This is a genomic window from Pedobacter frigidisoli (assembly GCF_004331675.1).
GTDB lineage: Bacteria > Bacteroidota > Bacteroidia > Sphingobacteriales > Sphingobacteriaceae > Pedobacter > Pedobacter frigidisoli.
Genome location: NZ_SJSN01000007.1, coordinates 17,476 through 40,899, shown reverse-complemented (window position 1 = coordinate 40,899; position 23,424 = coordinate 17,476). Strand labels below are relative to the sequence as shown.

37 protein-coding genes are annotated in these 23,424 nt (G+C 37.1%); 1 reads left to right on the top strand and 36 read right to left on the bottom strand.

What is annotated here, in order from left to right; translation table 11 throughout:
* Nucleotides 1–167 precede the first annotated feature (167 nt).
* From rplQ to EZ449_RS09940, 33 genes are all read right to left on the bottom strand, one after another.
* Nucleotides 168–692, bottom strand: a complete 525-nt coding sequence (gene rplQ / locus EZ449_RS10100; protein ID WP_131558286.1) for a 50S ribosomal protein L17 — start codon at nt 690–692, stop codon at nt 168–170.
* Nucleotides 693–827: 135 nt separating this feature from the next.
* Nucleotides 828–1,820, bottom strand: a complete 993-nt coding sequence (locus EZ449_RS10095) for a DNA-directed RNA polymerase subunit alpha (RefSeq protein WP_056097531.1) — start codon at nt 1,818–1,820, stop codon at nt 828–830.
* An 85-nt stretch (nt 1,821–1,905) separates the two neighbouring features.
* A complete protein-coding gene (rpsD, locus tag EZ449_RS10090; protein ID WP_131558283.1) occupies nt 1,906–2,514 on the bottom strand; it encodes a 30S ribosomal protein S4 in 609 nt (202 codons plus the stop codon).
* A 61-nt stretch (nt 2,515–2,575) separates the two neighbouring features.
* Entirely contained in the window at nt 2,576–2,965 is a 390-nt protein-coding gene (gene rpsK, locus EZ449_RS10085; RefSeq protein ID WP_131558281.1) for a 30S ribosomal protein S11, read from the bottom strand.
* Nucleotides 2,966–3,102: 137 nt separating this feature from the next.
* Nucleotides 3,103–3,480 (bottom strand): 30S ribosomal protein S13, encoded by a 378-nt coding sequence (gene rpsM / locus EZ449_RS10080; protein ID WP_056869760.1) that lies wholly within the window; start codon nt 3,478–3,480, stop codon nt 3,103–3,105.
* Nucleotides 3,481–3,550: 70 nt separating this feature from the next.
* Nucleotides 3,551–3,667 carry a 50S ribosomal protein L36 gene (gene rpmJ / locus EZ449_RS10075; RefSeq protein ID WP_010599887.1) on the bottom strand — a complete coding sequence of 39 codons (117 nt, stop codon included), beginning with the start codon at nt 3,665–3,667 and terminating at the stop codon, nt 3,551–3,553.
* Between the two features lies 1 nt (nt 3,668).
* Nucleotides 3,669–3,887, bottom strand: a complete 219-nt coding sequence (infA, locus tag EZ449_RS10070) for a translation initiation factor IF-1 (protein ID WP_010599888.1) — start codon at nt 3,885–3,887, stop codon at nt 3,669–3,671.
* 71 nt (nt 3,888–3,958) lie between these two features.
* A complete protein-coding gene (gene map / locus EZ449_RS10065) occupies nt 3,959–4,744 on the bottom strand; it encodes a type I methionyl aminopeptidase (RefSeq protein ID WP_131558279.1) in 786 nt (261 codons plus the stop codon).
* Between the two features lie 92 nt (nt 4,745–4,836).
* On the bottom strand, nt 4,837–6,177 hold the full coding sequence (secY, locus tag EZ449_RS10060; RefSeq protein ID WP_131558277.1) for a preprotein translocase subunit SecY: 1,341 nt from the start codon (nt 6,175–6,177) through the stop codon (nt 4,837–4,839).
* 7 nt (nt 6,178–6,184) lie between these two features.
* A complete protein-coding gene (gene rplO / locus EZ449_RS10055) occupies nt 6,185–6,631 on the bottom strand; it encodes a 50S ribosomal protein L15 (RefSeq protein ID WP_131558274.1) in 447 nt (148 codons plus the stop codon).
* Nucleotides 6,632–6,734: 103 nt separating this feature from the next.
* Entirely contained in the window at nt 6,735–6,914 is a 180-nt protein-coding gene (gene rpmD / locus EZ449_RS10050; RefSeq protein WP_131558272.1) for a 50S ribosomal protein L30, read from the bottom strand.
* Nucleotides 6,915–6,918: 4 nt separating this feature from the next.
* Nucleotides 6,919–7,437, bottom strand: a complete 519-nt coding sequence (gene rpsE, locus EZ449_RS10045) for a 30S ribosomal protein S5 (protein WP_010599893.1) — start codon at nt 7,435–7,437, stop codon at nt 6,919–6,921.
* 18 nt (nt 7,438–7,455) lie between these two features.
* Nucleotides 7,456–7,809: a 50S ribosomal protein L18 gene (rplR, locus tag EZ449_RS10040; protein WP_131558270.1), complete on the bottom strand. Its 354-nt coding sequence runs from the start codon at nt 7,807–7,809 to the stop codon at nt 7,456–7,458.
* Between the two features lie 5 nt (nt 7,810–7,814).
* Nucleotides 7,815–8,372 (bottom strand): 50S ribosomal protein L6, encoded by a 558-nt coding sequence (gene rplF, locus EZ449_RS10035; protein ID WP_131558268.1) that lies wholly within the window; start codon nt 8,370–8,372, stop codon nt 7,815–7,817.
* 18 nt (nt 8,373–8,390) lie between these two features.
* Nucleotides 8,391–8,789 carry a 30S ribosomal protein S8 gene (gene rpsH / locus EZ449_RS10030; RefSeq protein ID WP_056869756.1) on the bottom strand — a complete coding sequence of 133 codons (399 nt, stop codon included), beginning with the start codon at nt 8,787–8,789 and terminating at the stop codon, nt 8,391–8,393.
* Nucleotides 8,790–8,941: 152 nt separating this feature from the next.
* The gene (gene rpsN, locus EZ449_RS10025; RefSeq protein WP_025145214.1) at nt 8,942–9,211 is read right to left on the bottom strand and encodes a 30S ribosomal protein S14; all 270 of its coding nucleotides are present in this window, start codon (nt 9,209–9,211) and stop codon (nt 8,942–8,944) included.
* Nucleotides 9,211–9,777: a 50S ribosomal protein L5 gene (gene rplE, locus EZ449_RS10020; protein WP_088301915.1), complete on the bottom strand. Its 567-nt coding sequence runs from the start codon at nt 9,775–9,777 to the stop codon at nt 9,211–9,213. Before rplE ends, rpsN begins: the two co-directional genes overlap by 1 nt.
* Nucleotides 9,774–10,115 (bottom strand): 50S ribosomal protein L24, encoded by a 342-nt coding sequence (rplX, locus tag EZ449_RS10015; RefSeq protein ID WP_131558266.1) that lies wholly within the window; start codon nt 10,113–10,115, stop codon nt 9,774–9,776. The genes rplE and rplX overlap by 4 nt, the downstream gene beginning before the upstream one ends.
* Before the next feature lies 1 nt (nt 10,116).
* On the bottom strand, nt 10,117–10,485 hold the full coding sequence (rplN, locus tag EZ449_RS10010; RefSeq protein ID WP_010599900.1) for a 50S ribosomal protein L14: 369 nt from the start codon (nt 10,483–10,485) through the stop codon (nt 10,117–10,119).
* 1 nt (nt 10,486) lies between these two features.
* The gene (gene rpsQ / locus EZ449_RS10005; protein ID WP_010599901.1) at nt 10,487–10,741 is read right to left on the bottom strand and encodes a 30S ribosomal protein S17; all 255 of its coding nucleotides are present in this window, start codon (nt 10,739–10,741) and stop codon (nt 10,487–10,489) included.
* A gap of 13 nt (nt 10,742–10,754) precedes the next feature.
* Nucleotides 10,755–10,967, bottom strand: coding sequence for a 50S ribosomal protein L29 (gene rpmC, locus EZ449_RS10000; RefSeq protein ID WP_131558264.1), 213 nt, complete (start codon nt 10,965–10,967; stop codon nt 10,755–10,757).
* A gap of 75 nt (nt 10,968–11,042) precedes the next feature.
* Nucleotides 11,043–11,465, bottom strand: a complete 423-nt coding sequence (gene rplP / locus EZ449_RS09995; protein ID WP_010599903.1) for a 50S ribosomal protein L16 — start codon at nt 11,463–11,465, stop codon at nt 11,043–11,045.
* Nucleotides 11,466–11,505: 40 nt separating this feature from the next.
* The gene (gene rpsC / locus EZ449_RS09990; RefSeq protein WP_131558261.1) at nt 11,506–12,360 is read right to left on the bottom strand and encodes a 30S ribosomal protein S3; all 855 of its coding nucleotides are present in this window, start codon (nt 12,358–12,360) and stop codon (nt 11,506–11,508) included.
* A 7-nt stretch (nt 12,361–12,367) separates the two neighbouring features.
* Nucleotides 12,368–12,730 (bottom strand): 50S ribosomal protein L22, encoded by a 363-nt coding sequence (gene rplV / locus EZ449_RS09985; RefSeq protein WP_131558259.1) that lies wholly within the window; start codon nt 12,728–12,730, stop codon nt 12,368–12,370.
* Nucleotides 12,731–12,737: 7 nt separating this feature from the next.
* Nucleotides 12,738–13,004: a 30S ribosomal protein S19 gene (gene rpsS, locus EZ449_RS09980; RefSeq protein ID WP_123206891.1), complete on the bottom strand. Its 267-nt coding sequence runs from the start codon at nt 13,002–13,004 to the stop codon at nt 12,738–12,740.
* A complete protein-coding gene (gene rplB / locus EZ449_RS09975; protein WP_131558257.1) occupies nt 13,004–13,828 on the bottom strand; it encodes a 50S ribosomal protein L2 in 825 nt (274 codons plus the stop codon). Before rplB ends, rpsS begins: the two co-directional genes overlap by 1 nt.
* A gap of 21 nt (nt 13,829–13,849) precedes the next feature.
* On the bottom strand, nt 13,850–14,140 hold the full coding sequence (rplW, locus tag EZ449_RS09970; protein WP_086547743.1) for a 50S ribosomal protein L23: 291 nt from the start codon (nt 14,138–14,140) through the stop codon (nt 13,850–13,852).
* A 1-nt stretch (nt 14,141) separates the two neighbouring features.
* Entirely contained in the window at nt 14,142–14,771 is a 630-nt protein-coding gene (rplD, locus tag EZ449_RS09965) for a 50S ribosomal protein L4 (RefSeq protein WP_131558255.1), read from the bottom strand.
* A 4-nt stretch (nt 14,772–14,775) separates the two neighbouring features.
* On the bottom strand, nt 14,776–15,393 hold the full coding sequence (gene rplC / locus EZ449_RS09960) for a 50S ribosomal protein L3 (protein WP_131558253.1): 618 nt from the start codon (nt 15,391–15,393) through the stop codon (nt 14,776–14,778).
* Nucleotides 15,394–15,566: 173 nt separating this feature from the next.
* Nucleotides 15,567–15,962: a DUF1634 domain-containing protein gene (locus tag EZ449_RS09955; protein WP_131558251.1), complete on the bottom strand. Its 396-nt coding sequence runs from the start codon at nt 15,960–15,962 to the stop codon at nt 15,567–15,569.
* Nucleotides 15,962–16,795 carry a sulfite exporter TauE/SafE family protein gene (locus tag EZ449_RS09950; RefSeq protein ID WP_131558249.1) on the bottom strand — a complete coding sequence of 278 codons (834 nt, stop codon included), beginning with the start codon at nt 16,793–16,795 and terminating at the stop codon, nt 15,962–15,964. The genes EZ449_RS09955 and EZ449_RS09950 overlap by 1 nt, the downstream gene beginning before the upstream one ends.
* Before the next feature lie 153 nt (nt 16,796–16,948).
* Nucleotides 16,949–17,542 carry a hypothetical protein gene (locus EZ449_RS09945; RefSeq protein ID WP_131558247.1) on the bottom strand — a complete coding sequence of 198 codons (594 nt, stop codon included), beginning with the start codon at nt 17,540–17,542 and terminating at the stop codon, nt 16,949–16,951.
* A gap of 9 nt (nt 17,543–17,551) precedes the next feature.
* Nucleotides 17,552–18,808: a prephenate dehydrogenase gene (locus EZ449_RS09940; RefSeq protein ID WP_131558245.1), complete on the bottom strand. Its 1,257-nt coding sequence runs from the start codon at nt 18,806–18,808 to the stop codon at nt 17,552–17,554.
* 174 nt (nt 18,809–18,982) lie between these two features.
* Between EZ449_RS09940 and EZ449_RS09935 the strand changes: the two genes are divergently transcribed.
* The gene (locus EZ449_RS09935) at nt 18,983–19,594 is read left to right on the top strand and encodes a hypothetical protein (protein ID WP_131558243.1); all 612 of its coding nucleotides are present in this window, start codon (nt 18,983–18,985) and stop codon (nt 19,592–19,594) included.
* Between the two features lie 51 nt (nt 19,595–19,645).
* On the opposite strand, the gene EZ449_RS09930 is transcribed toward EZ449_RS09935, so the two are convergent.
* Genes EZ449_RS09930 through EZ449_RS09920 form a run of 3 tightly spaced genes read right to left on the bottom strand, consistent with a single transcriptional unit; the run spans nt 19,646 to nt 23,349 of the window.
* On the bottom strand, nt 19,646–20,536 hold the full coding sequence (locus EZ449_RS09930) for a PorP/SprF family type IX secretion system membrane protein (protein WP_225872282.1): 891 nt from the start codon (nt 20,534–20,536) through the stop codon (nt 19,646–19,648).
* Between the two features lie 4 nt (nt 20,537–20,540).
* Entirely contained in the window at nt 20,541–21,044 is a 504-nt protein-coding gene (locus EZ449_RS09925) for a gliding motility-associated C-terminal domain-containing protein (protein WP_131558241.1), read from the bottom strand.
* Nucleotides 21,045–21,048: 4 nt separating this feature from the next.
* The gene (locus tag EZ449_RS09920; protein WP_131558239.1) at nt 21,049–23,349 is read right to left on the bottom strand and encodes a hypothetical protein; all 2,301 of its coding nucleotides are present in this window, start codon (nt 23,347–23,349) and stop codon (nt 21,049–21,051) included.
* Nucleotides 23,350–23,424 lie beyond the last annotated feature (75 nt).

Below are 23,424 nucleotides of genomic sequence, written 5' to 3'. Positions count from 1 at the left end.
TTAAAAATTTCAACCCCTGGCAATTTATTATGATGAATTCTTTAGATAAAAAGAGATAAATGCTTCAGAAAAATCTCGATATCTAAAACAAAATTAAACAAAAATTATGGTGCAAAAAAAATCCCATTCTTTCGAATAGGATTTTCTTAATCTTGAGGTGAATTAAATTATTCTCCTTTTGGTTCTTCAGTAGCAGGAGCTTCTTCAGCAGGAGCAACTTCTTCAGCAGCTTCAGCTTTCGCCTCAGCAACTTTAGGTGCAGCAGTAGCTTTACTTCTACCACGACGAGTTGTTTTCTTCTCTTCTTTAACTTCTGTATCTTTACCGTAAATTGTATTAAAATCTACCAATTCAATTAAAGCCATTTCAGCATTATCACCTAAACGATTGTTTAACTTAATAATACGAGTGTAACCACCTGGGCGAGTTGCAACTTTCTCAGCAATTTCACGGAACAAAATTGTTACCACTTCTTTATCTTGTAAGTAAGAGAATACTGTACGACGTGAGTGAGTAGTATCATTTTTTGATTTAGTGATAATTGGCTCAACATATACACGTAAAGCTTTTGCTTTAGCTAAGGTTGTCGTAATTCTTTTGTGCAAAATAAGTGATGATGCCATATTAGCCAACATCGCTTTTCTGTGTGAGGTAGTTCTACCTAAGTGATTGTGTTTTTTACCGTGTCTCATTTCGAGTGTTATAAGGCATATACCGTCTCTTTGCAATTAAGCTGAGGGAATTATATACCATGAAAAAATATTTATTTTTAGTTAGGGCTTTAGAAAGAAGACTCTCGACTTCGAACTAAAGACTCTCGGCTAATCTTACTCTTCGTCTAATTTAAATTTAGACAGGTTCATACCAAATGATAAACCTTTTGATTTTACTAGTTCTTGAATCTCAGTTAAAGATTTTTTACCAAAGTTTCTGAATTTTAACATATCAGCAACGTCATAAGATACTAAATCAGCTAAAGTGCGGATATCAGCAGCTTTTAAGCAGTTTAATGCTCTAACTGAAAGATCCATATCTACCAATTCAGTTTTAAGGATTTTACGCATATGTAAAATTTCCTCATCAACTTCTTTAGTTTCTTCTTTTGCCTGAGATTCTAATACCAAGTTCTCATCAGAGAATAACATAAAGTGTTGGATAAGAATCTTAGCCGCTTCTTTTAATGCTTCTTCTGGATGAATTGAACCATCTGTAGAAATATCTAATACCAATTTCTCATAATCCGTTTTTTGTTCAACACGGAAGTTTTCAATTGTGTATTTTACATTTTTCATTGGCGTGTAGATCGAATCGATAGCGATAACACCTACAACTGCATCAGCAACTTTATTTTCTTCAGCAGGAACATAACCACGACCTTTATTGATCGTTAATTCTACTTCTAAAGTTACAGATTTATCCATGTTGCAAATAACATGCTCAGGGTTTAAAACTGTAAAGTTGTTAGAGAATTTAGTAATATCACCAGCTTTGAACTGATCTTGACCGTTAACAATGATGAAAACTTTTTCAGCATCACCAGAATCACCAGTTTTTTTGAAACGTACTTGTTTCAAATTCAAAATGATATCGGTTAAATCTTCTACAACACCTTTCATGGTAGAAAATTCATGCGAAACGCCTGAAAAACGAATAGTAGTAATAGCATAACCTTCTAACGAAGAAAGTAATATTCTTCTTAAGGCATTACCAATTGTTACACCGAAACCGGGCTCTAAAGGACGAAATTCAAATATGCCATCGAAATCAGTTGATTTCTGCATGATCACTTTGTCTGGTTTCTGAAATGCTAAAATTGCCATTTATATTTTTTTAAATTCGTTATTGAATATATAGTAATATGAAAAAAGTTAATTACCCTTTTGAGGTAATTAACTAGATCATTTATTACTTTGAGTATAACTCGATGATTAGGTTTTCCTTAATGTTTTCAGGAATCTCATCACGTTGTGGGTAGGTTAAGAATTTACCAGTTAATTCACCAGCATTCCACTCTAACCAAGTAAACTTATTAATAGTTCTACCTGCAACTGAGTTACTAATTGATTCTAAAGATTTTGATTTCTCACGAACCGCAATTACATCACCAGCTTTTAACTGATATGAAGGGATATTTACAACTTCACCATTCACCGTTACGTGTTTATGGCTAACCAACTGTCGTGCACCAGAACGAGTTGTTGCGATACCTAAACGGTAAACCGTGTTATCTAAACGTGCTTCTAACAATTGAAGTAAGTTATCACCTGTGATACCTGCACGTGAAGATGCTTTTTTAAACAAGTTACTGAACTGTTTTTCTAACACACCATAAGTGTATTTTACTTTTTGTTTCTCCATTAACTGGATAGCATATTCAGATTGTTTACCTCTTCTTTTTGATGAGCCATGTTGCCCAGGAGGATAATTTTTTCTGTCTAACACCTTATCAGGACCGAATATTGGTTCTCTGAATTTACGGGCGATTTTACTTTTGGGGCCTGTATATCTTGCCATTTTTTTCTGTTTTTAAAGTATCATTCAACCTGAAGCTGAAGATTCTTAGCTTTAAAATTAATTAAACTCTTCTCTTTTTCGGAGGACGACATCCGTTGTGTGGAAGTGGAGTGATATCTTTAATAGATAAAACTTCAATACCTGCTACTTGTAAAGTTCTGATTGCAGATTCACGACCTGATCCTGGACCTTTTACAAATACTTCAACTTTACGCAAACCTAAGTCAAATGCAACTTTACCGCAATCTGATGCTGCTTGACCAGCTGCATACGGTGTGTTCTTTTTAGAACCTTTAAAGCCCATTTTACCAGCTGAAGACCATGAAATGGTTTGTCCGCCGTTGTTTGTTAAAGTGATGATAATGTTGTTGAAAGTAGCATTAACATGCGCCTGACCAACAGACTCAATAACAACGATACGTTTTTTGGTTACTTTTTTACTCTTAGCCATTTTTGCTTTTAGATTTTAGATATGAGACTTGAGATAGTAAACTTTATCTACCTCGGCACTCAGCATCTTAATTTTTATCTTTTTAATCCAGATCTGAGATTAAAATCATTTACATATTTAAATCTCAGATCTATCTATTATTTAGTAGCTTTTTTCTTGTTAGCAACTGTTTTTCTCTTACCCTTACGAGTACGTGAGTTGTTTTTAGTACGTTGACCACGAGAAGGCAAACCCTTTCTGTGACGTAAACCGCGGTAACAACCAATATCCATTAAACGTTTGATGTTTAATTGAACTTCTGAGCGTAAAGCACCTTCTACTTTAATCTCATCATTAATCATTGTACGGATTGCTGACAATTCATCATCAGACCAGTCTTGTACTTTTTTGTTTAAGTCGATACCTGCAGTAGTTAAAATACGTTGTGCAGTTGTTTTACCTATACCGTAGATATAAGTTAAACCAATCTCTCCTCTTTTGTTTCTTGGTAAATCAATACCTGAAATCCTTGCCATATTTATTTATGTTTTTAAGTAATTCCGAACGGCGGGCCACCGTTGTGCGGCACATTACAATATTTTTTAATTACCCTTGACGTTGCTTGTATTTAGGATTTTTCTTGTTAATAACGTAAAGTTTACCTTTACGGCGAATAATCTTGCAATCAGCGCTACGTTTTTTAATTGATGATCTAACTTTCATTTTATTTGTATCTATAAGTGATGCGTCCCTTTGTTAAATCGTAAGGAGACATCTCCAGTTTTACTTTATCACCAGGAAGAATTTTGATGTAGTGCATCCTCATCTTTCCTGAAATGTGTGCAATAATCTCATGTCCGTTCTCGAGTTCTACCCTAAACATAGCATTTGATAATGCTTCTCTGATTACTCCGTCTTGTTCAATTGAGGCTTGTTTAGCCATATTTTATTGATTGTTACTTAATTAGCTGCTTCTAAACAGGGTTGCAAAATTAAATAAAAAATTTTAATTATTTATTTTTTTTGTTGTAAAACTTCTTCTATTATAGAAAAGCTTGATAAAACGTCTGCTTTGCCCTTTTTTATTGCTACTGTGTGCTCAAAATGTGCTGATGGTTTGTTGTCTTTACTGGTTACCGTCCAACCGTCGTTATGAAATTTAACGCCAGCAACGCCTGCATTAATCATTGGCTCAATTGCAATTACCATTCCTTCTTCAAGTTTTGGTCCCGAACCGCGTTTTCCATAGTTTGGAACTTCTGGTTTCTCGTGAAGCTTCACACCAACACCGTGCCCTACTAATTCTCTTACTACTCCGAAACCGTTAGCTTCTGCATATTGTTGAACGGCAAAACCGATATCTCCAGTACGCATACCCGCAACAGCCTTTTCTATCCCTAACTCCAAACAATGTTTAGTAACGTCGATTAATTTTTGTTTTTCTGCATCAATTTCTCCAATTGAAAAAGTATAAGCAGAATCACCAAAATAATCGTTTTTAATTACACCACAATCCACTGAAATTAAGTCGCCCTCTTGTATAACATATTTGCTAGGAAAACCATGAACAACTTGCTCATTTGGCGAAATACATAAAGAGTTTGGAAAACCATTATAGTTTAAAAATGCTGGGATTGCTCCATGATCACTAATAAACTCGTAAGCTAGCTTATCTAACTGCATAGTAGTCATGCCTGCTTTTATCACCTTAGCTACTTCAGCCAAAGTTTTAGAAACAAGCATAGAACTTTCTCTTATCAGCTCGATCTCCTCTAAAGATTTGTAATAGATTTTAGACATTGATTTCTAGTTTTGAATGAGTGAATTTTGAGTGAGTGAATAACTGTAAGTAATTCGCTCACTCTATCATTCAAAATTCTATAATTGATTATTTACAATGCTGCATTGCTACTCGCCGCAGGAACACCTGTTCTGCCAGTAACTCTACCCGTTTTCATCAAACCATCATAGTGACGCATTAATAGATAACTTTCAATTTGTTGTAAAGTATCTAAAACTACACCAACTAAAATTAATAATGATGTACCACCAAAGAAGTGAGCAAATTCTTGTTTAATACCGAATTTAACAGCTAACGATGGTAATATAGCAATGATCGCTAAAAATACTGCACCTGGAAAAGTGATCTTTGAAATTACATCATCTATAAAAGTAGATGTTGCAAAACCTGGTTTAACGCCTGGAATAAAACCACCATTTTTCTTCATATCGTCACTCATCTGAGTTGGATTTACCGTTATAGCAGTATAGAAGAAAGTAAATGCAATAATTAAAAATGCGAATGTTAAGCTATAAGCCAAAGATGTTGTGTTGCTAAACTGAATTAACCATGAACCTTGTAATGAAGGAACAAATTGTGTTAAAGCACCTGGAATAAACATCAACGCTTGTGCAAAAATAATTGGCATAACACCAGCAGCATTTACCTTTAAAGGAATGTACTGACGAACACCACCGAATTGGCGATTACCAACAATTTTTTTTGCGTATTGTACAGGCACTTTACGCACACCTTGAACAATTAAAATGGTAAACATTACAACTGCAAATAAAGCAACGATTTCCAGAACCAATGCAACTGGGCCTCCACCTTCACTCGATGAACCAACACGTGCACTAAACTCTTGAGAAATTGCAACTGGTAAACGAGCAATAATACCAACCATAATGATTAGTGATGTACCGTTTCCAATACCTTTATCAGTAATTTTTTCACCTAACCACATTACAAATAATGTACCTGCCGTTAATACAAACGTAGATAACACTAAAAATAACGTGTTTGGTAATAAAATAGCTTCTGGCGGAACTTGTGTTTTAACGTAACCCACAGATTGAACGATTGTGATCGCTACCGTTAGGTAACGCGTAATCTGGTTCATTTTCTTTCTACCACTTTCGCCCTCTTTCTGCATTTTTTGGAAAGAAGGAACAGCAATACCTAATAGTTGCACCACAATTGATGCAGAGATATAAGGCATTACCCCTAAAGCTAAGATAGACACACGAGAGAAAGAACCTCCGGCAAACATATCTAGTAAGCCTAAGATTCCTGATTTTTCGTTAGTGCCTAAAGCAGTTGGATCTACACCTGGCAAAACCACGTGAGAAACGAAACGGTATACCAAAAGAATTAAGAGCGTAAACAAGATACGCTCTTTTAATTCTTGAATTTTCCAGATATTACTTAAAGTAGTAAATAGCTTCTTCATTTAATAATTACAATTTTACAATTGAACCACCTACAGCTTCAATAGCTTTTTGTGCGGTTGCAGAAAATGCATGTGCAGTAATGTCTAATTTTGCTTTTACTTCACCACGACCTAAAATTTTAACCAAGTCATTTTTTGAAGCTAAACCATGTGCTTGTAAAGCAGCAAAATCAATAGTTGTTAAGCTGTGTTTTTCAGCTAGGTTTTGTAAAACATCTAAGTTTACACCAACATATTCGGTACGATTAATTGGCTTGAAACCAACCTTAGGCACACGACGTTGTAAAGGCATTTGACCACCTTCAAAACCGATCTTAGTTTTTTTACCAGAACGAGAACCAGCACCTTTGTGACCACGAGTTGATGTACCACCACGACCAGAACCTGTACCACGACCAATTCTCTTACTGTTTTTTGTAGAACCTACTGCAGGTTTTAAATTACTTAAATTCATTTTTTTGAATTTGTGTTGCCCTTCGCTTTCACTAAACAGGTACAACGATTAAACATATATAAAGGTAGTATCAACATTAGCCAATACTACCTTTAAAATTTTATTAAATTGCTTCGATAGCGATTAAATGATTCACCTTGCGAACCATTCCAATGATTTGTGGAGTAGCCTCAACTTCTACACTTTGGTTCATTTTTGATAAACCTAAAGCTTTTACAGTTCTTTTTTGGCGTTCGCTTCTATCGATAATACTTTTTACTTGTGTTATTTTGATCTTAGCCATGATATTATCCGTTAAATACTTTGTTTAAATCTATACCACGAGTTTGAGCTACCGTATAAGCATCACGCATTTTTGTTAATGCATCAACAGTTGCCTTTACCACGTTATGTGGGTTAGATGAACCTTTAGATTTTGCTAATACGTTATGAACGCCAGCACTCTCTAATACAGCACGCATTGCACCACCAGCAATTACTCCAGTACCTACTGCAGCTGGTTTGATTAATACAAAACCACCTGAGAATTTACCGATTTGCTCATGAGGAACAGTACCGTTTAAAATTGGAACTTTTACCAAGTTCTTTTTAGCATCATCCACACCTTTTGCAATTGCTTCAGTTACCTCTTTCGCTTTACCTAAACCGAAACCAACAACACCGTTTTCATCACCTACAACAACAATTGCTGAAAAGCTGAAAGTACGACCGCCCTTAGTTACTTTGGCAACACGTTGTATACTAACCAAACGATCCTTTAATTCGATATCGGTGGTTTTTACTCTTTTTATATTGATAGTTGACATCTTACTTATTTCTTCAGATTAAAATACTAAACCAGCTTCGCGAGCACCTTCTGCTAACGATTTCACACGACCGTGGTATAAATAGCCATTTCTATCGAAAACAACTTCTTTAACACCAGCAGCAATTGCTTTTTCGCCAACTAATTTACCAACAGCAACCGATTGGTCACTCTTGTTTCCAGTACCAGTAAAATCTTTCGATAATGATGATGCTGATGCTATAGTTAAACCAGTTATATCGTTAATTACTTGAGCATAAATACCTTTATTGCTTCTAAAAACTGATAACCTTGGACGTTCTTCCGAACCAGTAAGTCTTTTTCTGATCCCTTTTTTAATACGATCTCTTCTTGATAATTTTTTACGTGCCATGATTATTATTTCTTAGATGCTGATTTACCTGCTTTTCTTCTTAACACTTCACCTACAAACTTGATACCTTTACCTTTATATGGCTCTGGTGCACGTAACGAACGGATTTTCGCAGCTACTTGACCAATCAATTGTTTGTCAATACTTTCTAAAATGATTTTAGGAGTTTGACCTTTTTCTGAAGATGTTGTTACTTTAATCTCTTCTGGTAATTGAAATACATAATGGTGAGAATAACCTAAAACTAGATCTAATGTATTACCTGTGTTTGTAGCACGGTAACCAACACCTACTAGTTCTTGAGTTAATTTATAACCATCTGTAACACCAATAACCATATTGTTAAGCAATGAGCGATATAAACCGTGTAATGCTTTGTGTTTCTTTTGTTCTGATGGACGTTGAACTGTTAAAATTCCATCTTCTTGACTTACAGTGATATCTGTATAAACTGCTTGTGTTAATTCACCTTTAGGACCTTTTACACTTACAACGTTATCTTTCGATACGCTGATGGTAACACCTGCAGGGATTGTAATTGGGGCTTTTCCTATTCTTGACATTGTGCTGTTCTCCTAATATTAATAAACGTGACACAATACCTCACCACCAATATTTAATTTGGCTGCTTCTTTATCAGTCATTACACCTTTAGAAGTAGATAAGATTGCGATACCTAAACCGTTCAATACTCTTGGCATATTTTCAACACCAGCATAGTTTCTCAAACCTGGTTTACTAATTCGCATCAAAGTACGAATAGCAGGAACTTTAGTAATTGGATTGTATTTCAAAGCAATTTTGATTGTGCCTTGAACTGTAGTATCTTCAAACTTGTAGTTCGCGATGTAACCTTTATCGAAAAGAACTTTAGTAATTTCTTTTTTAAGGTTTGATGCAGGAATTTCTACAACACGGTGGTTGGCCTTAATGGCATTCCTTACTCTTGTTAAATAATCTGCTATTGGATCTGTATTCATTTTTTATTGTTTTTGATAGTGGTTTCCTGTCACCAACCCGGCGATGGGACCTGCTATCGGTTAAAATTCTTTTACAAGCAAAAAGACTAAAGCACAAAGGCCAAAGCGACATATATCCGCTTTAGACTTTGAGCTTTCAGCTTTAAGCTATATTACCAAGATGCTTTTTTAACACCTGGTATTTTACCGTCTAGTGCCATTTGGCGAAACGTTACCCTTGAAATACCAAAGGTACGCATATAACCACGTGGGCGACCAGTTAATTTACAACGGTTGTGTAAACGTACTGGAGATGAGTTTTTAGGTAATTTATCTAAACCCTCGAAATCTCCTGCAGCTTTTAAAACTGCACGTTTTTCAGCGTATCTAGCTACCAATTTTTGGCGCTTAACTTCGCGTGCTTTTACACCTTCTTTTGCCATTATTCTGCTGTTTTTTGATTTTTAAATGGTAATCCGAATTGCTTCAATAACTCAAGAGCCTCAACGTCAGATTTTGCCGAAGTTACGAAAGTTATATCCATACCTAAAATTTTATTGATTTTATCGATATTAATCTCTGGAAAGATGATCTGCTCAGTTACACCTAACGTGTAATTTCCTTTTCCATCAAATCCTTTATCGTTAATACCTTTGAAATCACGAATACGTGGTAAAGCTACAGAGATCAAACGATCTAAGAACTCATACATATTGTTATCACGTAAAGTAACGCGTACACCAACCGGCATACCTTTACGTAATTTAAAGTTAGAGATATCTTTCTTAGAATTAGCCGGAACCGCTTGTTGACCAGTAATGGTGCTCAACTCAACGATTGTGGTATCCATAATCTTTTTATCAGTAACAGAAAAACGACCAACACCCTGATTGATACAGATTTTTTCCAATTTAGGAACCTGCATTACAGTTTTGTACTGAAATTTTTCTTTTAATGCATTTACAACTTCTTCTTTGTATTTGCTTTTTAATCTTGGTGTAGCCATTATTTAATCTCCTCTCCTGAAATTTTAGCAACTCTAACTAATTTACCATCTGCGTTTAGTTTACGACCAACGCGGGTAGCTTTACCAGATTTTGGATCAACCAACATCAAGTTAGAAATGTGAAGAGCAGCTTCTTTTTTAATAATACCACCGTTAGGATTTGCAGCATTTGGTTTAGTATGTTTCGATACTAAGTTAACGCCTTCTACAATGGCTCTGTTTTTTTCAATAAGTACCGATAGTACTTTTCCTTGTTGACCTTTTGAATCGCCAGCAATGACTTTAACTAAATCTCCTGTGCGGATTTTAAGTTTTCCTGGTATAATTGTTTTATTTCCCATGTTATAATACCTCCGGTGCTAATGATACAATTTTCATGAATTGTTTTTCACGTAGTTCTCTCGCAACCGGGCCAAAGATACGTGTACCTCTTGGCTCATCCTGTGCGTTCAATAATACAGCTGCATTATCGTCAAAACGGATATAAGAACCATCTTTACGACGGATTTCTTTTTTAGTTCTTACAACAACTGCTTTAGAAACTGTACCTTTTTTTATATTACCTGACGGTAAAGCGCTTTTTACAGTAACAACCACTTTATCACCAATTGAAGCATAACGTTTGCCGGTTCCACCTAGCACACGAATTACTAATACTTCTTTAGCGCCGCTGTTATCAGCAACGTTTAATCTCGATTCCTGTTGTACCATCTTATTTAGCTCTTTCTAAAATTTGTACCAATCTCCAGTTCTTGTTCTTACTCAAAGGACGAGTTTCCATAATCAATACTGTATCACCGATACCGCATTCGTTTTTCTCATCGTGAGCCATAAATTTGGTAGTTTTCTTAACGAACTTGCCATAAATCGGGTGCTTTACTTTACGCTCAACGCTCACTACAACAGATTTATCCATCTTGTTGCTCACCACCAACCCGGTTCTTGTTTTTCTTAATTGTCTTTCCATTTCGACTTTCAAATTAATTAGTTTCAGTAGCTGACTCAGCAAGTTTCACTTTAGTCAGTTCAGTATTTAAACGGGCTATGTCTTTCCTTACTTTTGAAATGCGTGAAGGATTCTCGATAGCTGAAATGGTATGAGAGAATTTCAATTTTGATAAGTTCTCTTTTTCTTCCGCAATCTTAGCTACTAATTCTTCTTTTGAAAGCCCTGTGATTTCTGAATTTTTCATTTTTATTTTTCTTTTACGGTTGAGTGTAGCGGTTATAATAAACAAGTATTTACAACATTCAACTCAACAACTTTACTATGCTTCTACGTAATCTCTACGTACTACAAATTTAGTTTGGATTGGTAATTTCTGTGCTGCTAAACGTAATGCTTCTTTAGCAACTTCTAAAGGCACACCTTCAGCTTCGAAAATTACACGTCCAGGTCTTACTACTGCAACCCAGTATTCAGGAGCACCTTTACCTTTACCCATACGTACTTCTGCAGGTTTTTTAGTTACCGGTTTATCCGGGAAAATCCTGATCCATACTTGGCCTTCACGTTTCATGAAACGAGTTACGGCAATACGGGCAGCCTCTATCTGGCGACTTGTGATCCAAGTTGCTTCTAAAGACTTGATACCGAAAGATCCGAATGCTAATTCAGCTCCACGTGAAGCTAAACCCTTCATTCTGCCTTTTTGCATCTTCCTGAACTTCGTTCTTTTTGGCTGTAACATTTTATTTTGTTCTAATCGTTAAACGATGTTAATAAATCAATTATTTACGAGGACCTCTGTTAGCGCCTGCGCCACCACCTCTATTTGCTCCGGGACCACCTTGACCTGGACCACGACCACCACCTTGGTTTCCACCACGTCTGTCGTTTCCACCGCCACGGCTATCTCTTCCACCACCACCACGGTTATCTCTTCCACCGAAAGCTGGCTTGTCTGATGCGCCTTTTGGACCGTTGTTTGTTGCACCAATGTTTGGAGACAAATCACGTTTTCCATAAACCTCACCTTTACAAATCCAAACCTTAACACCTATTTTACCATAAGTAGTTAATGCTTCTGCTAATGCGTAGTCGATATCAGCACGGAATGTATGCAAAGGCACTCTTCCTTCTTTATACTGCTCAGAACGTGCCATTTCAGCACCACCTAAACGACCAGAAGTCATGATTTTAATACCTTCAGCACCCATACGCATGGTTGATGCGATAGAAGATTTCATTGCTCTACGGAATGAGATCCTTGCTTCTAATTGTTTTGCAACACCTTCTGCAACTAATTGTGCATCAAGCTCTGGGCGTTTAATCTCGAAAATGTTAATTTGAATTTCCTTTTTAGTTAATTTCTTTAACTCTTCTTTGATTTTATCAACCTCAGCACCTGCTTTACCGATTACGATACCTGGGCGAGCTGTGTGGATAGTTACAGTGATACGTTTTAACGTACGTTCGATAACTACCTTTGCAACACCACCTTTAGCAATACGAGCAGAAAGGTATTTTCTTATTTTCTCATCTTCAACTAATTTATCGGAGTAGTTGTTGCCACCGAACCAGTTAGAATCCCATCCTTTGATAATTCCTAACCTGGCACCTATTGGATTTGCTTTTTGTCCCATTTCCTAATTAGTTTTGAGTTGTTTCTGTAATTTTACTATCTACAATCAGCGTTACGTGGTTAGAACGTTTACGAATTCTATATCCACGGCCTTGAGGAGCTGGACGTAAGCGTTTAAGCTGACGGCCACCATCTACCATAATTGTTTTTACAAACAGTTGGTTTTCTTCAGGGCGAGCACCTTCATTTTTAGATTCCCAGTTTTTGATAGCAGATAATAATAATTTCTCAACTCTTATTGCTGCTTCTTTATTGGTAAACTTTAAAATGCTTAATGCTTTCTCTACACGTTCACCTCTGATAAGATCTACAACCAAACGCATCTTACGCGGTGAGGTTGGACAATTGTTTAATTTTGCTATTGCTTCCATTGTCTAATTATTTTTTCTTTTCAGCGTGTCCTCTGAATGTTCTGGTTGGAGCAAATTCTCCCAACTTGTGACCAACCATGTTTTCTGTAACATACACAGGGATAAATTTATTTCCGTTGTGTACTGCAAATGTATGATTCACGAAATCTGGTGAAATCATTGATCTGCGAGACCAAGTTTTGATTACAGACTTTTTGCCTGAATCATTCATAGAGCTTACTTTTTTCTCTACGTTATGGTCAATATAAGGTCCTTTTTTTATCGAACGAGCCATTATTTCTTCCTTCTCTCTATGATGTAACGATTAGAATATTTTTTAAGTTCTCTGGTTTTGAAGCCTTTGGCTAAAACACCATTTCTTGAACGTGGGTGACCACCTGATGATCTACCTTCACCACCACCCATTGGGTGATCGACAGGGTTCATCGCTACCGGTCTAGTTCTCGGACGACGGCCCAACCAACGTTTACGACCAGCTTTACCTAATACTTCGTTTGCGTGATCTGAATTAGATACTGCACCGATTGTAGCTAAGCAAGAAGCTAAGATTAAACGGGTTTCGCCTGAAGGCATTTTTAAAGTAGCATATTTACCATCGCGGGCAGCTAATTGTGCGTAAGCACCTGCACTACGAGCTAATTGTGCTCCTTTTCCAGGATGAATCTCCACGTTGTGGATGATAGAACCTAATGGAATGTTCGATAATTTTAAAGTGTTACCTACTTCTGGAGCTGCAGTATCGCCCGATAATAATACCGAACCTACTTGCAAACCTTCTGGAGCAATGATATAACGCTTCTCGCCATCTGCATAATGTAATAATGCGATGCGGGCAGTACGGTTTGGATCGTATTCTACAGTAGCTACTGTAGCAGGAATATCGAATTTATCGCGTTTGAAGTCGATTAAACGATATGATTTTTTGTGACCGCCACCCATGTAGCGCATAGTCATCTTTCCTGTGTTGTTACGTCCACCAGACTTTTTTGATGATACAACCAATGATTTTTCGGGCTTGGTTGCTGTAATCTCCGTAAAGCTGGCACCAACTCTAAAGCGGGTTCCCGGAGTAACTGGTTTAAATTTTCTTAAGCCCATAGTTATAATATAATTATTGAATTAAAGAGTTGCGTAATAATCTATTGTTTCGCCGTCTTTTAACGTTACGATTGCTTTCTTGTATTTCGGGCTACGGCCTGAAACAAAACCTGCTTTAGTGTAACGAGATTTAGCTTTACCATCAACAACCATAGTGTTAACTGCCACGATTGTTACACCGTACAATTTCTCAATTGCTTGTTTGATTTGGATTTTGTTAGCCTTGTGGTTAACGCTAAATGTGAAACGGTTAGATTTCTCAGTTAAAGCTGAAGCTTTTTCGGTTAATATTGGTTTTTTTAAAATGTCCATATTATTTGGCAAATGCCTCCTCCAAAGTTTTAACAGAATCTGCAGTTAACACAAGTACACCAGCGTTTAATACATCATAAGTATTTAAATCTGCTGCTGAGATTACTTTAGTTTTCTGAACGTTTCTGCTTGATAAATAGATATTATTATTTTGTGCAGGTAAAACCAATAAAGTTTTTTCGTTACCTACGTTTAACGCAGCGATTAAATCTATATAGTTTTTAGTTTTAATGGTATCGAAGCTAAAATCTTCCAAAATTACCACGTTGTTATCCTTTGCTTTATAAGCTAAAGCAGATTTACGTGCTAATACCTTTAATTTTTTGTTCAATTTAAAACTGTAATCACGTGGTTGAGGACCGAAAACACGACCACCACCGTTAAATAACGGAGATTTAATGCTACCAGCACGGGCACCACCTGTACCTTTTTGTTTGTATAGCTTGCGAGTAGAACCAGCAATCTCATTACGTTGTTTAGATTTGTGAGTACCTTGACGTTGGTTAGCCAAATACTGTTTTACATCTAAATAAATCGCGTGGTCGTTAGGCTCGATACCAAATACCGATTCAGGAAGTTGCACCTTGGCACCTGTTTCTTTACCTGAAATGTTTAATACTTTAACTTCCATCTGATTACTTGTCTAAGATTACGTAAGAACCTTTAGCTCCTGGAATGGAACCACTAACTACTAATAAGTTTTGCTCAGCATAAACTTTCAAAACTTGTAAGTTTTGAACTTTTACTCTGTCTCCACCTGTTCTTCCAGCCATGCGCATTCCTTTGAATACACGTGAAGGGAATGACGATGCTCCCAATGAACCTGGGGCACGTAAACGGTTATGCTGACCGTGAGTCTGCATACCAACACCGGCAAATCCGTGGCGTTTTACAACACCTTGAAAGCCTTTACCTTTTGAGGTACCTACAACATCAACAAAATCGCCTTCTGCGAATGCATCAACCGTTACTACATCACCTAAATTAAGTTCTGTTGTAAACGAATCGAATTCTACCAGCTTGCGTTTCGGAGTTGTGTTTGCTTTCGCGAAATGGCCTTTTAACGGTTGAGTTGTGTTTTTCTCTTTTTTCTCATCGTAACCCAGTTGGATTGATGAATACCCGTCTTTTTCTTCGGTCTTTACCTGTGTAACTACACAAGGCCCAGCCTCGATTACCGTACAAGGAATGTTTCTTCCTTCGGCATCAAAGATACTGGTCATTCCTACCTTTTTTCCAATAATTCCTGACATTTTATCTTTTCTTTTTTAACACCCATCGAAGCAGTAGGGCTTCGTTCAAGGTGGTTGTTCGTCCCTTTTAAGGGAGGGCAAAAATAGGAAAGAATTCTTAATATTCAAATAGTTAGCGAAATATTTTTTCAAATAATTTGCTGATACGATGGGATTTAGCTAAAAAAGTCTAGCTAATGTGCCAAACCACCATTTAAACTGATGGTTATGATGGATAATATGATTAAACCAATTAATACATAAAGATAATCTCGCTCGATTAAAAAGCTAAAAATGGCGAAAACTATGCGTGCTATTGGTGTGAAGATCAGCATCAAGATACCAAACTGCACAATCGCATCGCCGTGAAATGTAGAAACACCTTTAAAAATCGCAGCGATTGAAGCGAACTTTGCCAACTCAGGCTTAAAAACTTTGTAATCGGTAATTACGCCCTTATTATGGATTAAGAAAATGATGCCGCCGATGAGTACAATCGTCATGGAAACGATCACACCGGCACGTAAAAGTGTACCCAGAATAACCTGAATATCCTTATCATTAATATTTTCTTTATTGGCAGTAGTCATTACAATCCTGTTATCCCTTTATAAATCATTTGTATGGCTAAAAAAGTAACCACAACCGCAAACACAATCTTAAGCTTATCCGTTTTGGTTTTCAACAGCACTTTTGACCCGATCGATGCTCCTGTTAAAACACCAATACAAACTGGCATGGCAATACCTGGATCTATTTGTCCGCGGTGCAGATAAACCACAGCACTTGCAGCTGCTGTAACACCCATCATAAAATTACTAGTTGTTGTAGATACTTTGAAGGGCAAACGCATGATATTATCCATTGCTATTACCTTTAAAGCGCCACTGCCAATTCCCAATAAGCCCGAAAGCGTACCGGCGAATAGCATCATTAAAAAACCACCAGGAACATTTTTAACGGCATATTGATGCTCAATTCCTTTATCAGGATAAGAACCATTTAGTTTGAAAAAATTTGCCCACCTATCTGTATCATCCAAAGTTGTGTGATCTACCTTTTTCTTCAACGTCATAATGGCTGAAAAAATTAAGATACAACCGAAAATGATGGCGATATAATTTGCATTGAGGTAAACGGCCACAATTGCGCCGCAAATGGCACCAATGGTTGTAGCAATCTCTAAAAACATCCCTAGGCGAATGTTCGTAATGCCTTCCTTAACATAAGCAGCCGCAGAACCTGATGATGTTGCAATCACAGAAACGATAGATGCGCCGATGGCATAATGAATATCTACACCGAGCGCCAAGGTTAATAAGGGAATGATAATTACACCACCGCCCAGACCAGTTAGAGAACCCAATAAACCCGCCAAAAAAGCACCCAACAAAACGATAATGGTAAATAGCAATACCGACATAGCGGCAAATATAAGTCACGAAGTTTAGGGAAACGAACGATTAATTGAATAAAATAAAGTCTATATGTTATATGGATAATGTAAGATGTAAAATGGAAATAACTTCTATTTGTTGAGTAACCAATTAAAAAACGGCAATATAACAGGTAAATTTTACACCTTAAGATGGAGCTTACTTTCTTTATTCAGATCAATGTTTTTAAAGCTCTCTAACAATTCGAATGCGATTTGCCTCACCGTTTCTGGTATTGGATTAATGGTTAATTTATTTCGATCCGCATCTTTCAATTTCCATCCGGAAGTATTTAGATTGAGAGAGATATCATCAGCAAAAGACTTAATTATTTTCGATCTTGTGAACGGAACACCATCAGAATCAATAATAACTTTTTTATTCTGCCACCAATTATTTTGAGATACTTTTGTTAATGAAGAATTATCCAGCTTTGCTAAATAGCTCCACCCCTTTTCAGGCTGACGACCTAGTTTTAATAGTCCAATAAAATTAGTTAGGCTTTTTGGATCGTAAAGTTCTGAACTGCAAAACATCAAAACAGGAGTTAGTTTTAATTGATTAAGCAATGACTTTGTTTGATCGGTGTTCTGAAATATGATTAAAACTTTCTCAGCGATGAAATTGATGATTTGATGGTTACCCAAATCATATTCGCCACAAAGGTCTTTTATATCGTTTAATTGTTTTTGAAGTTGCAAAACCAATACCGGTTTATTCAAAATCGTTTTCATGTAGAATGTTTATTTCCCCAAACGCTTAATCATTTCTGCACTCAAATCTCTTCCATCATTTAAACGATTTGCAAAAAATGATTTTGCAGCCTCAAAATGTTCCTTATATCCTTTCAAATCGCCGTACCCTATTATTGATGCCCATTCATGAACAGCAGTGTGAAATTCCAAATCATCGCCACGAATAGATTTATCATAAAGTGCCGTATGAATCGATTCTTCAAGCATAGCTTCATTTTTAAATAAATATTCGGCAATGCCTAACCTTAACTTAAATGGAGGTGTTTGGCAGATCAAATTATCGTAAGGGTTTACACCCATTTTGTACCAGGCATAAACCATGCTTAATAAACTTAAATGAGAATTTGGTTTTTGTTTGTGGTTTGCATCAGATAAGCTAAATTCTTTCATAATGTTATCATCAAGTAGCAAAAGTGTACGACTCTCATGAAAAACGAAATCCCGAGCAGCGTAAATCTTTTCTCTAAACTCCGTTTCGTTCTCGCAAATCATCAGCTTATATAGTTCAGATTCTGCTTGCGCATAATACTTAACCTGCTTTTGTGCGTAAGGATTCAAAATAGCCAAGCCGGCATAAATGTGAGATTTGTAACTAAAAATCCTCAACGTTGTTAAAATTTTAACGTTATCAATTCCGCCTGCATAAGCTGGATTATCCCAAGGGAAAAACCCTGCATTTTTCCAAGCTGAGCCCATACTTTCGAAGCCCATGTGGGTAACGGCTTGTGTATCGGCAACAATTCGATCATGTTCCCTGTAATCATCCATCTCGATGATGTTTGATTTTAAGGATTTATAAATTTCCAATGCCTTCGCATAAACCTCATCAGTCGCCCGGTGGCGAACCACAACAAGCGTCTGCCCCTCCGGACTAAATGCTGGTCCGTGGAGAGAGTGGCAAGTTACAATTTGGGTATCCTCAGGCAGATGTTTTTCGAAAGCTGCAATTTCTGGATGTTTAACTGAAGTTTGCCCCGATACGATTGCTCCATATTTTGTAGAGCGAGCGAAAGTGGCCACTACCTCATCAATTTTCTCAGCTTCTACACAGTAAATGATAAAGTCAGATTTTCGAGCAACCTCATGACCATCGATTAAAACTTCGATGCCCTTTGGTTCGAGCTCATTTTTTAAATCTGTAAAACGTAAAGGCATATCGGCCCCACACACCTTATAACCAGCGCTTACAAACGAAAGTGCGTATAATTTGCCCATGTCGCCTAAGCCGATAATTCCTATTTGCATGAAACAAATGTAATCTATCGTGAATTAATTTATAATAAAACTTAGATAAAATTGTTATTTAAACTGTTAAACCAAAAACAATTTTTTAGATCTCAGCTAAACCTTAAATGAAAATATATTAACTGAGAAATATTTAAAAATGTAGTTTTACATTCTAACACCTATATTTAAACTATGCAGAAAATTAAACACACCCTTTTGTTTTTAGGCGCTATGCTGTTTTTAAACGTTGCGTTTGGACAAGTTTTGCCAGATACATCGAAGAATACTGATCCATCGCTAAATGGCCAGTACCAGTTTATGTTAAAAAAATCTAAGAGCTTGTATGGTGCACGGCTAATTAATCCATCGAGATTAAGCTCGTTATGGAAAAGTGTGAATGATACATTGAGAAAGGAGCGTAAACAACTTCAAGAGGCAAGGCAAGAAATTAAGGCACAGGCAGGAAATATCAGTGGTTTAAAAACTGAGGTATCTGGCAAGGAAAGCTCATTGGCAAATGCAAATGCATCTGTTAACGAGATAAAGTTCTTGGGAATATCTTTTAATAAGGGCACTTATAATACAATTGTTTGGGCATTAATTATCATCCTTGGTGCGGGCTTGGTAATTGTAATTTTTCAATCTGGAAAATATAGAACCGAGGCTACCTATCGAACCCAACTCTACCAAGAAGTTGCCGATGAATTTCAGGCACATAAAGTAAAGGCTAAAGATAAAGAGATGAAACTTGCTAGAGAATTGCAAGACGAGCGAAATAAATGGGACGATTCTAGAGGAAGATAAGCTTAACTTTAAGCAGAAAAGCCATTTCAATTTTAACTTGAAATGGCTTTTTTATTGATTTTTAAAGCTATAACGCAAGCCTACTTCGAACTCTCCATTGCTATAGTTCTGCATTTGAGAGGTATTTGTAGTGTATTGAAAAAGAAGTGAAAGCTGGTTTTTGTAATTGGCTCCAAAACCACCCGTAAAACTATTCGTGCTGTGATAAATTCCATTAAACATTAATTTGTTGTCTAAAAATTGAAGATTGATCCCTGCATCAAAAATACCATTGTAGTTTTGTACACCGCGAAAAACAAGTTTTGGCTCAATGGTGCTGATCACTTTATCTGTGGTAAACTTATAACCGGCAGCAAAGAAATAAATCGATCTATCTACAACGTTTCGTAACACATCACGCTTAAAAAAGCGCTTTAGGTTTGGTAAAGTACCTTGCAAGGTTAATTTTTCTGTTCGAAAAGCTACTCCAAAATCACCATCTAAATACAATTGACGTTCATTAAAACTGGATATTACATCATCGCTAAAATCGGCCTTGGCTTTACCCAAATCAACGTATTCGTTCATTATACCTGCTGACAAACCAAAATCCAGAAATTTTGATCCATCACTTAAAGGCAAGTGATAAGCATAACTAAAAGTCGCCCTGATTCTGTTAATTGCACCAGCACTTTCATTATAAAGTAAAGCGCCAACACCAACTTTTCCGTTATCTAATCCGTAATCTCCTGTTAAGTATTGAATTTTAGGAGCGCCCTCTACCCCAACCCATTGTGCTTTAAAAGCTGCATTTAGATTTAATTCCTTTTCTAAACCTGCCATTGCAGGGTTTGCCAAAAACTGATTTTGAAAATAAATGCTTCCCATTGGGTTAAGCTGGGCAGAAGCTGAAGTAACCAGGAATAACAACCATCCACTCAAATAAAACTTTTTCTTTCTCACGCTGTTATTTTTTATATAAAATTGATATAAAACCTTTAACCGATCCATCATTACCCAAATCCAATAAATAATAATAGGTATCCTCCATCAAAGGCTTGCCATTAAAATAACCATCCCAGTTATTTTGGTAATTGATGGTGGAATACAACAATCTCCCGCCACGATCGAAAATGGATAGTTTATTTGTTGGGTATTGTTCAATTCCTTTTACAACAAAAAAATCGTTTTTGCCATCACCATTTGGGGTTAAAATATTATTTGCAATGGAAACATTTGCTGCAGTTTGAATGACAAGGAATGGCTGTAAGAAGCCTTGTGTAAGGATTGCACTATTGGTCTGGAAAGTTTGCACCAAGACCATTTCTCCTATACTAAAATCATATAATTGGTTATTAATTTTTCCGCTACCGCTGGCCGAGTTGACAGTGTACGGCAAAATTTGTGCTTCTACTTTGAGGCCATAAAGCAATAGGAGCGAGAAAAGAAACAAGTAAAATGTTTTTTTCATATCCTTAGTTTAAAGAGATCCAAGAGGAACCATCGCTTTGAATGGTATAAGTTTTGGCTCCAGTCATGGTAGTTACAGAAGTATCATCATTTAAGGAAATAGCATTATTAAAAGTGATATTTCCCGATGATAGTGCCTTAACAATGACATAGATTCTACCCTTGCAGCTAGTCGCCAATGGAAGATTGATCGTAATCGCAGTACCAGCATTTTTTATTCGAACAGTGTAATTACTGGCATCTAATGTTATTGAAGCAGGCGATGTATAAGTTAGGATACTTGCAGATACTGATCCATTGATATTTAAGGTACTTGCGTTTGCCGGTGCTTGTGCTATTGAATTGGCTGCCAAGGTTCCATTAATGGTTAGCGTTCCACCATTATTTGTGAAACTTCCTGCAAGTAAGGGATAAATTGTACTGCTATTGGCAATAGTTAAAGTATTACTAACATTCGTTAGCGTACTACCAGCATTACTTCCGAGGAAAATATTTCCATTTCCACTATTTTTACTTCCAGCGGCATAACCTAGGGCAGTATTATTATCGCCATTATTTGCTTCTAAGGCCAAACTACCAATACCTGTATTTGCAATTGCCGTTCCATTAGCCATTAGCGCATGTGTACCAAAAGCACTATTATTTGAGCCTACGGTATTTATGGCCAATGCTTGAGAACCAAAACCACTATTGTTAATCCCGCTGAAACTGCGTTGTAAAACCATGTATCCAAAGGCACTATTTTCGTATCCAGAAATGTTTAAGGAAAGTGCCTCTCTACCAAAAGCGCTATTGTAAAAACCTGAAACATTCGAGGTAGCTGTTTTATACCCGTAAGAAACATTATTCTCTGATGAATTTCCAAGTCGGCCAGACTTTTGCCCATTTACCATGAAGTTGATTGCGATATCATCGGTATTGCCCAGTAAATTGCTGCTTTGATCTACATTTCCAGTATTGCCTTTTAATGCCCAGGCATTTCCATTGGTAAATAATGTACGGCTTATTAATTCTGGTTTCCCTGTGATTGAATTGGTGACGTAAATTTTGTTGGCGTCGCCAGTACCATCAGTTACCAATTTCGCAATGCTTACAGAAGCATCTGCTAATTTAGGTGTGGTTACGGCAGCATCTGCCAATTGCAAGCTATTTACTGCTGCATCATCTATATTAATATTCTTGATTTCCTTATTACCTATCTTGATTGATGTTACGGCAGCATCGGCTAATTTTGCTGTGGTTACAGATCCATCTGCAAGTTTAACAGTTGTAACTGCACCTGCATTAATATCGACAACAACATCTTTTAATAACGCAGTTGAGCCATTAGCACTTACACTTAAATCGGTTGAGGTTAAAGCTTTTCCCCCAACCAATTGGCTTACATCGAGTGTAACTGGTTTCCATGCCAATCCATCGAATAACAATACTTGATTATTGGTTGGTGCAGCTGCTGATAGGCTTTTGCCTTGTAAATTTGCAATTGTTGGATTAGGGTAATTGCCAATTAAATCTCCGCCAGCAACTCCTGTAGATGGGCCCACAGGACCTGTATCACCTTTGTCTCCCTTATCACCTTTTGCTCCGGCAGTTCCGGCGATGCCCTGAATTCCTGCTGAACCAATTACACCAACATCACCTTTTGCACCTTGCGGACCAATAGCACCTGTGACTCCAATTGGCCCTTGCAAACCCGTTGCGCCGATATCGCCTTTTGCACCCTGCGGCCCCATGGCTCCAGGCAAACCTTGAATTCCAGTAGCGCCAGTTGCACCTTGCAATCCGGTTGCACCAGTTAACCCAATTGGTCCTTGTGTACCTGTTGCACCTTGAGGCCCAACACTTCCGGGAATACCTTGCGGACCCGTCGCACCTGTTTCTCCTTTCGGACCGATTGGTCCATTTGCCGCATACAATGCATAAGGAACACTTAAAAGTTGAGCGGTTCCGGCCAAATTGAAGTTATTTCCATTATCAGGATCTACCTCCACCTTAACGAATTTTAAACCTGTAGCCCAAGTTACTGTCGTTACACTACCGGTTGATGAAATTGCTCCTGCACTTCCAATGGAGATTGCATAAAGACCATAAGCATTAGTAGTTACACTTCTTACTTCAGAATATTGTGAAGTTCCAGTAGAAGTACCATCGAGAATGCTAATTCTAAGAGAGATACTTTTGTTAGCGAGCGGAGTTCCGTTAATATTGCGGGCGGCCCCTTGATAGTTGAATTGTTGGGGGGCTTGAGCCTTAACAGCAAATGCTAAGCCCATACTTAGCAGCGCAATTAGTAAAAAATTTTTCATGAATCGGGATATGATCTATAGCATTACAACCGGGGATGAATCCATGCCGTAACTCTCAAATCTAATAATTAGTAT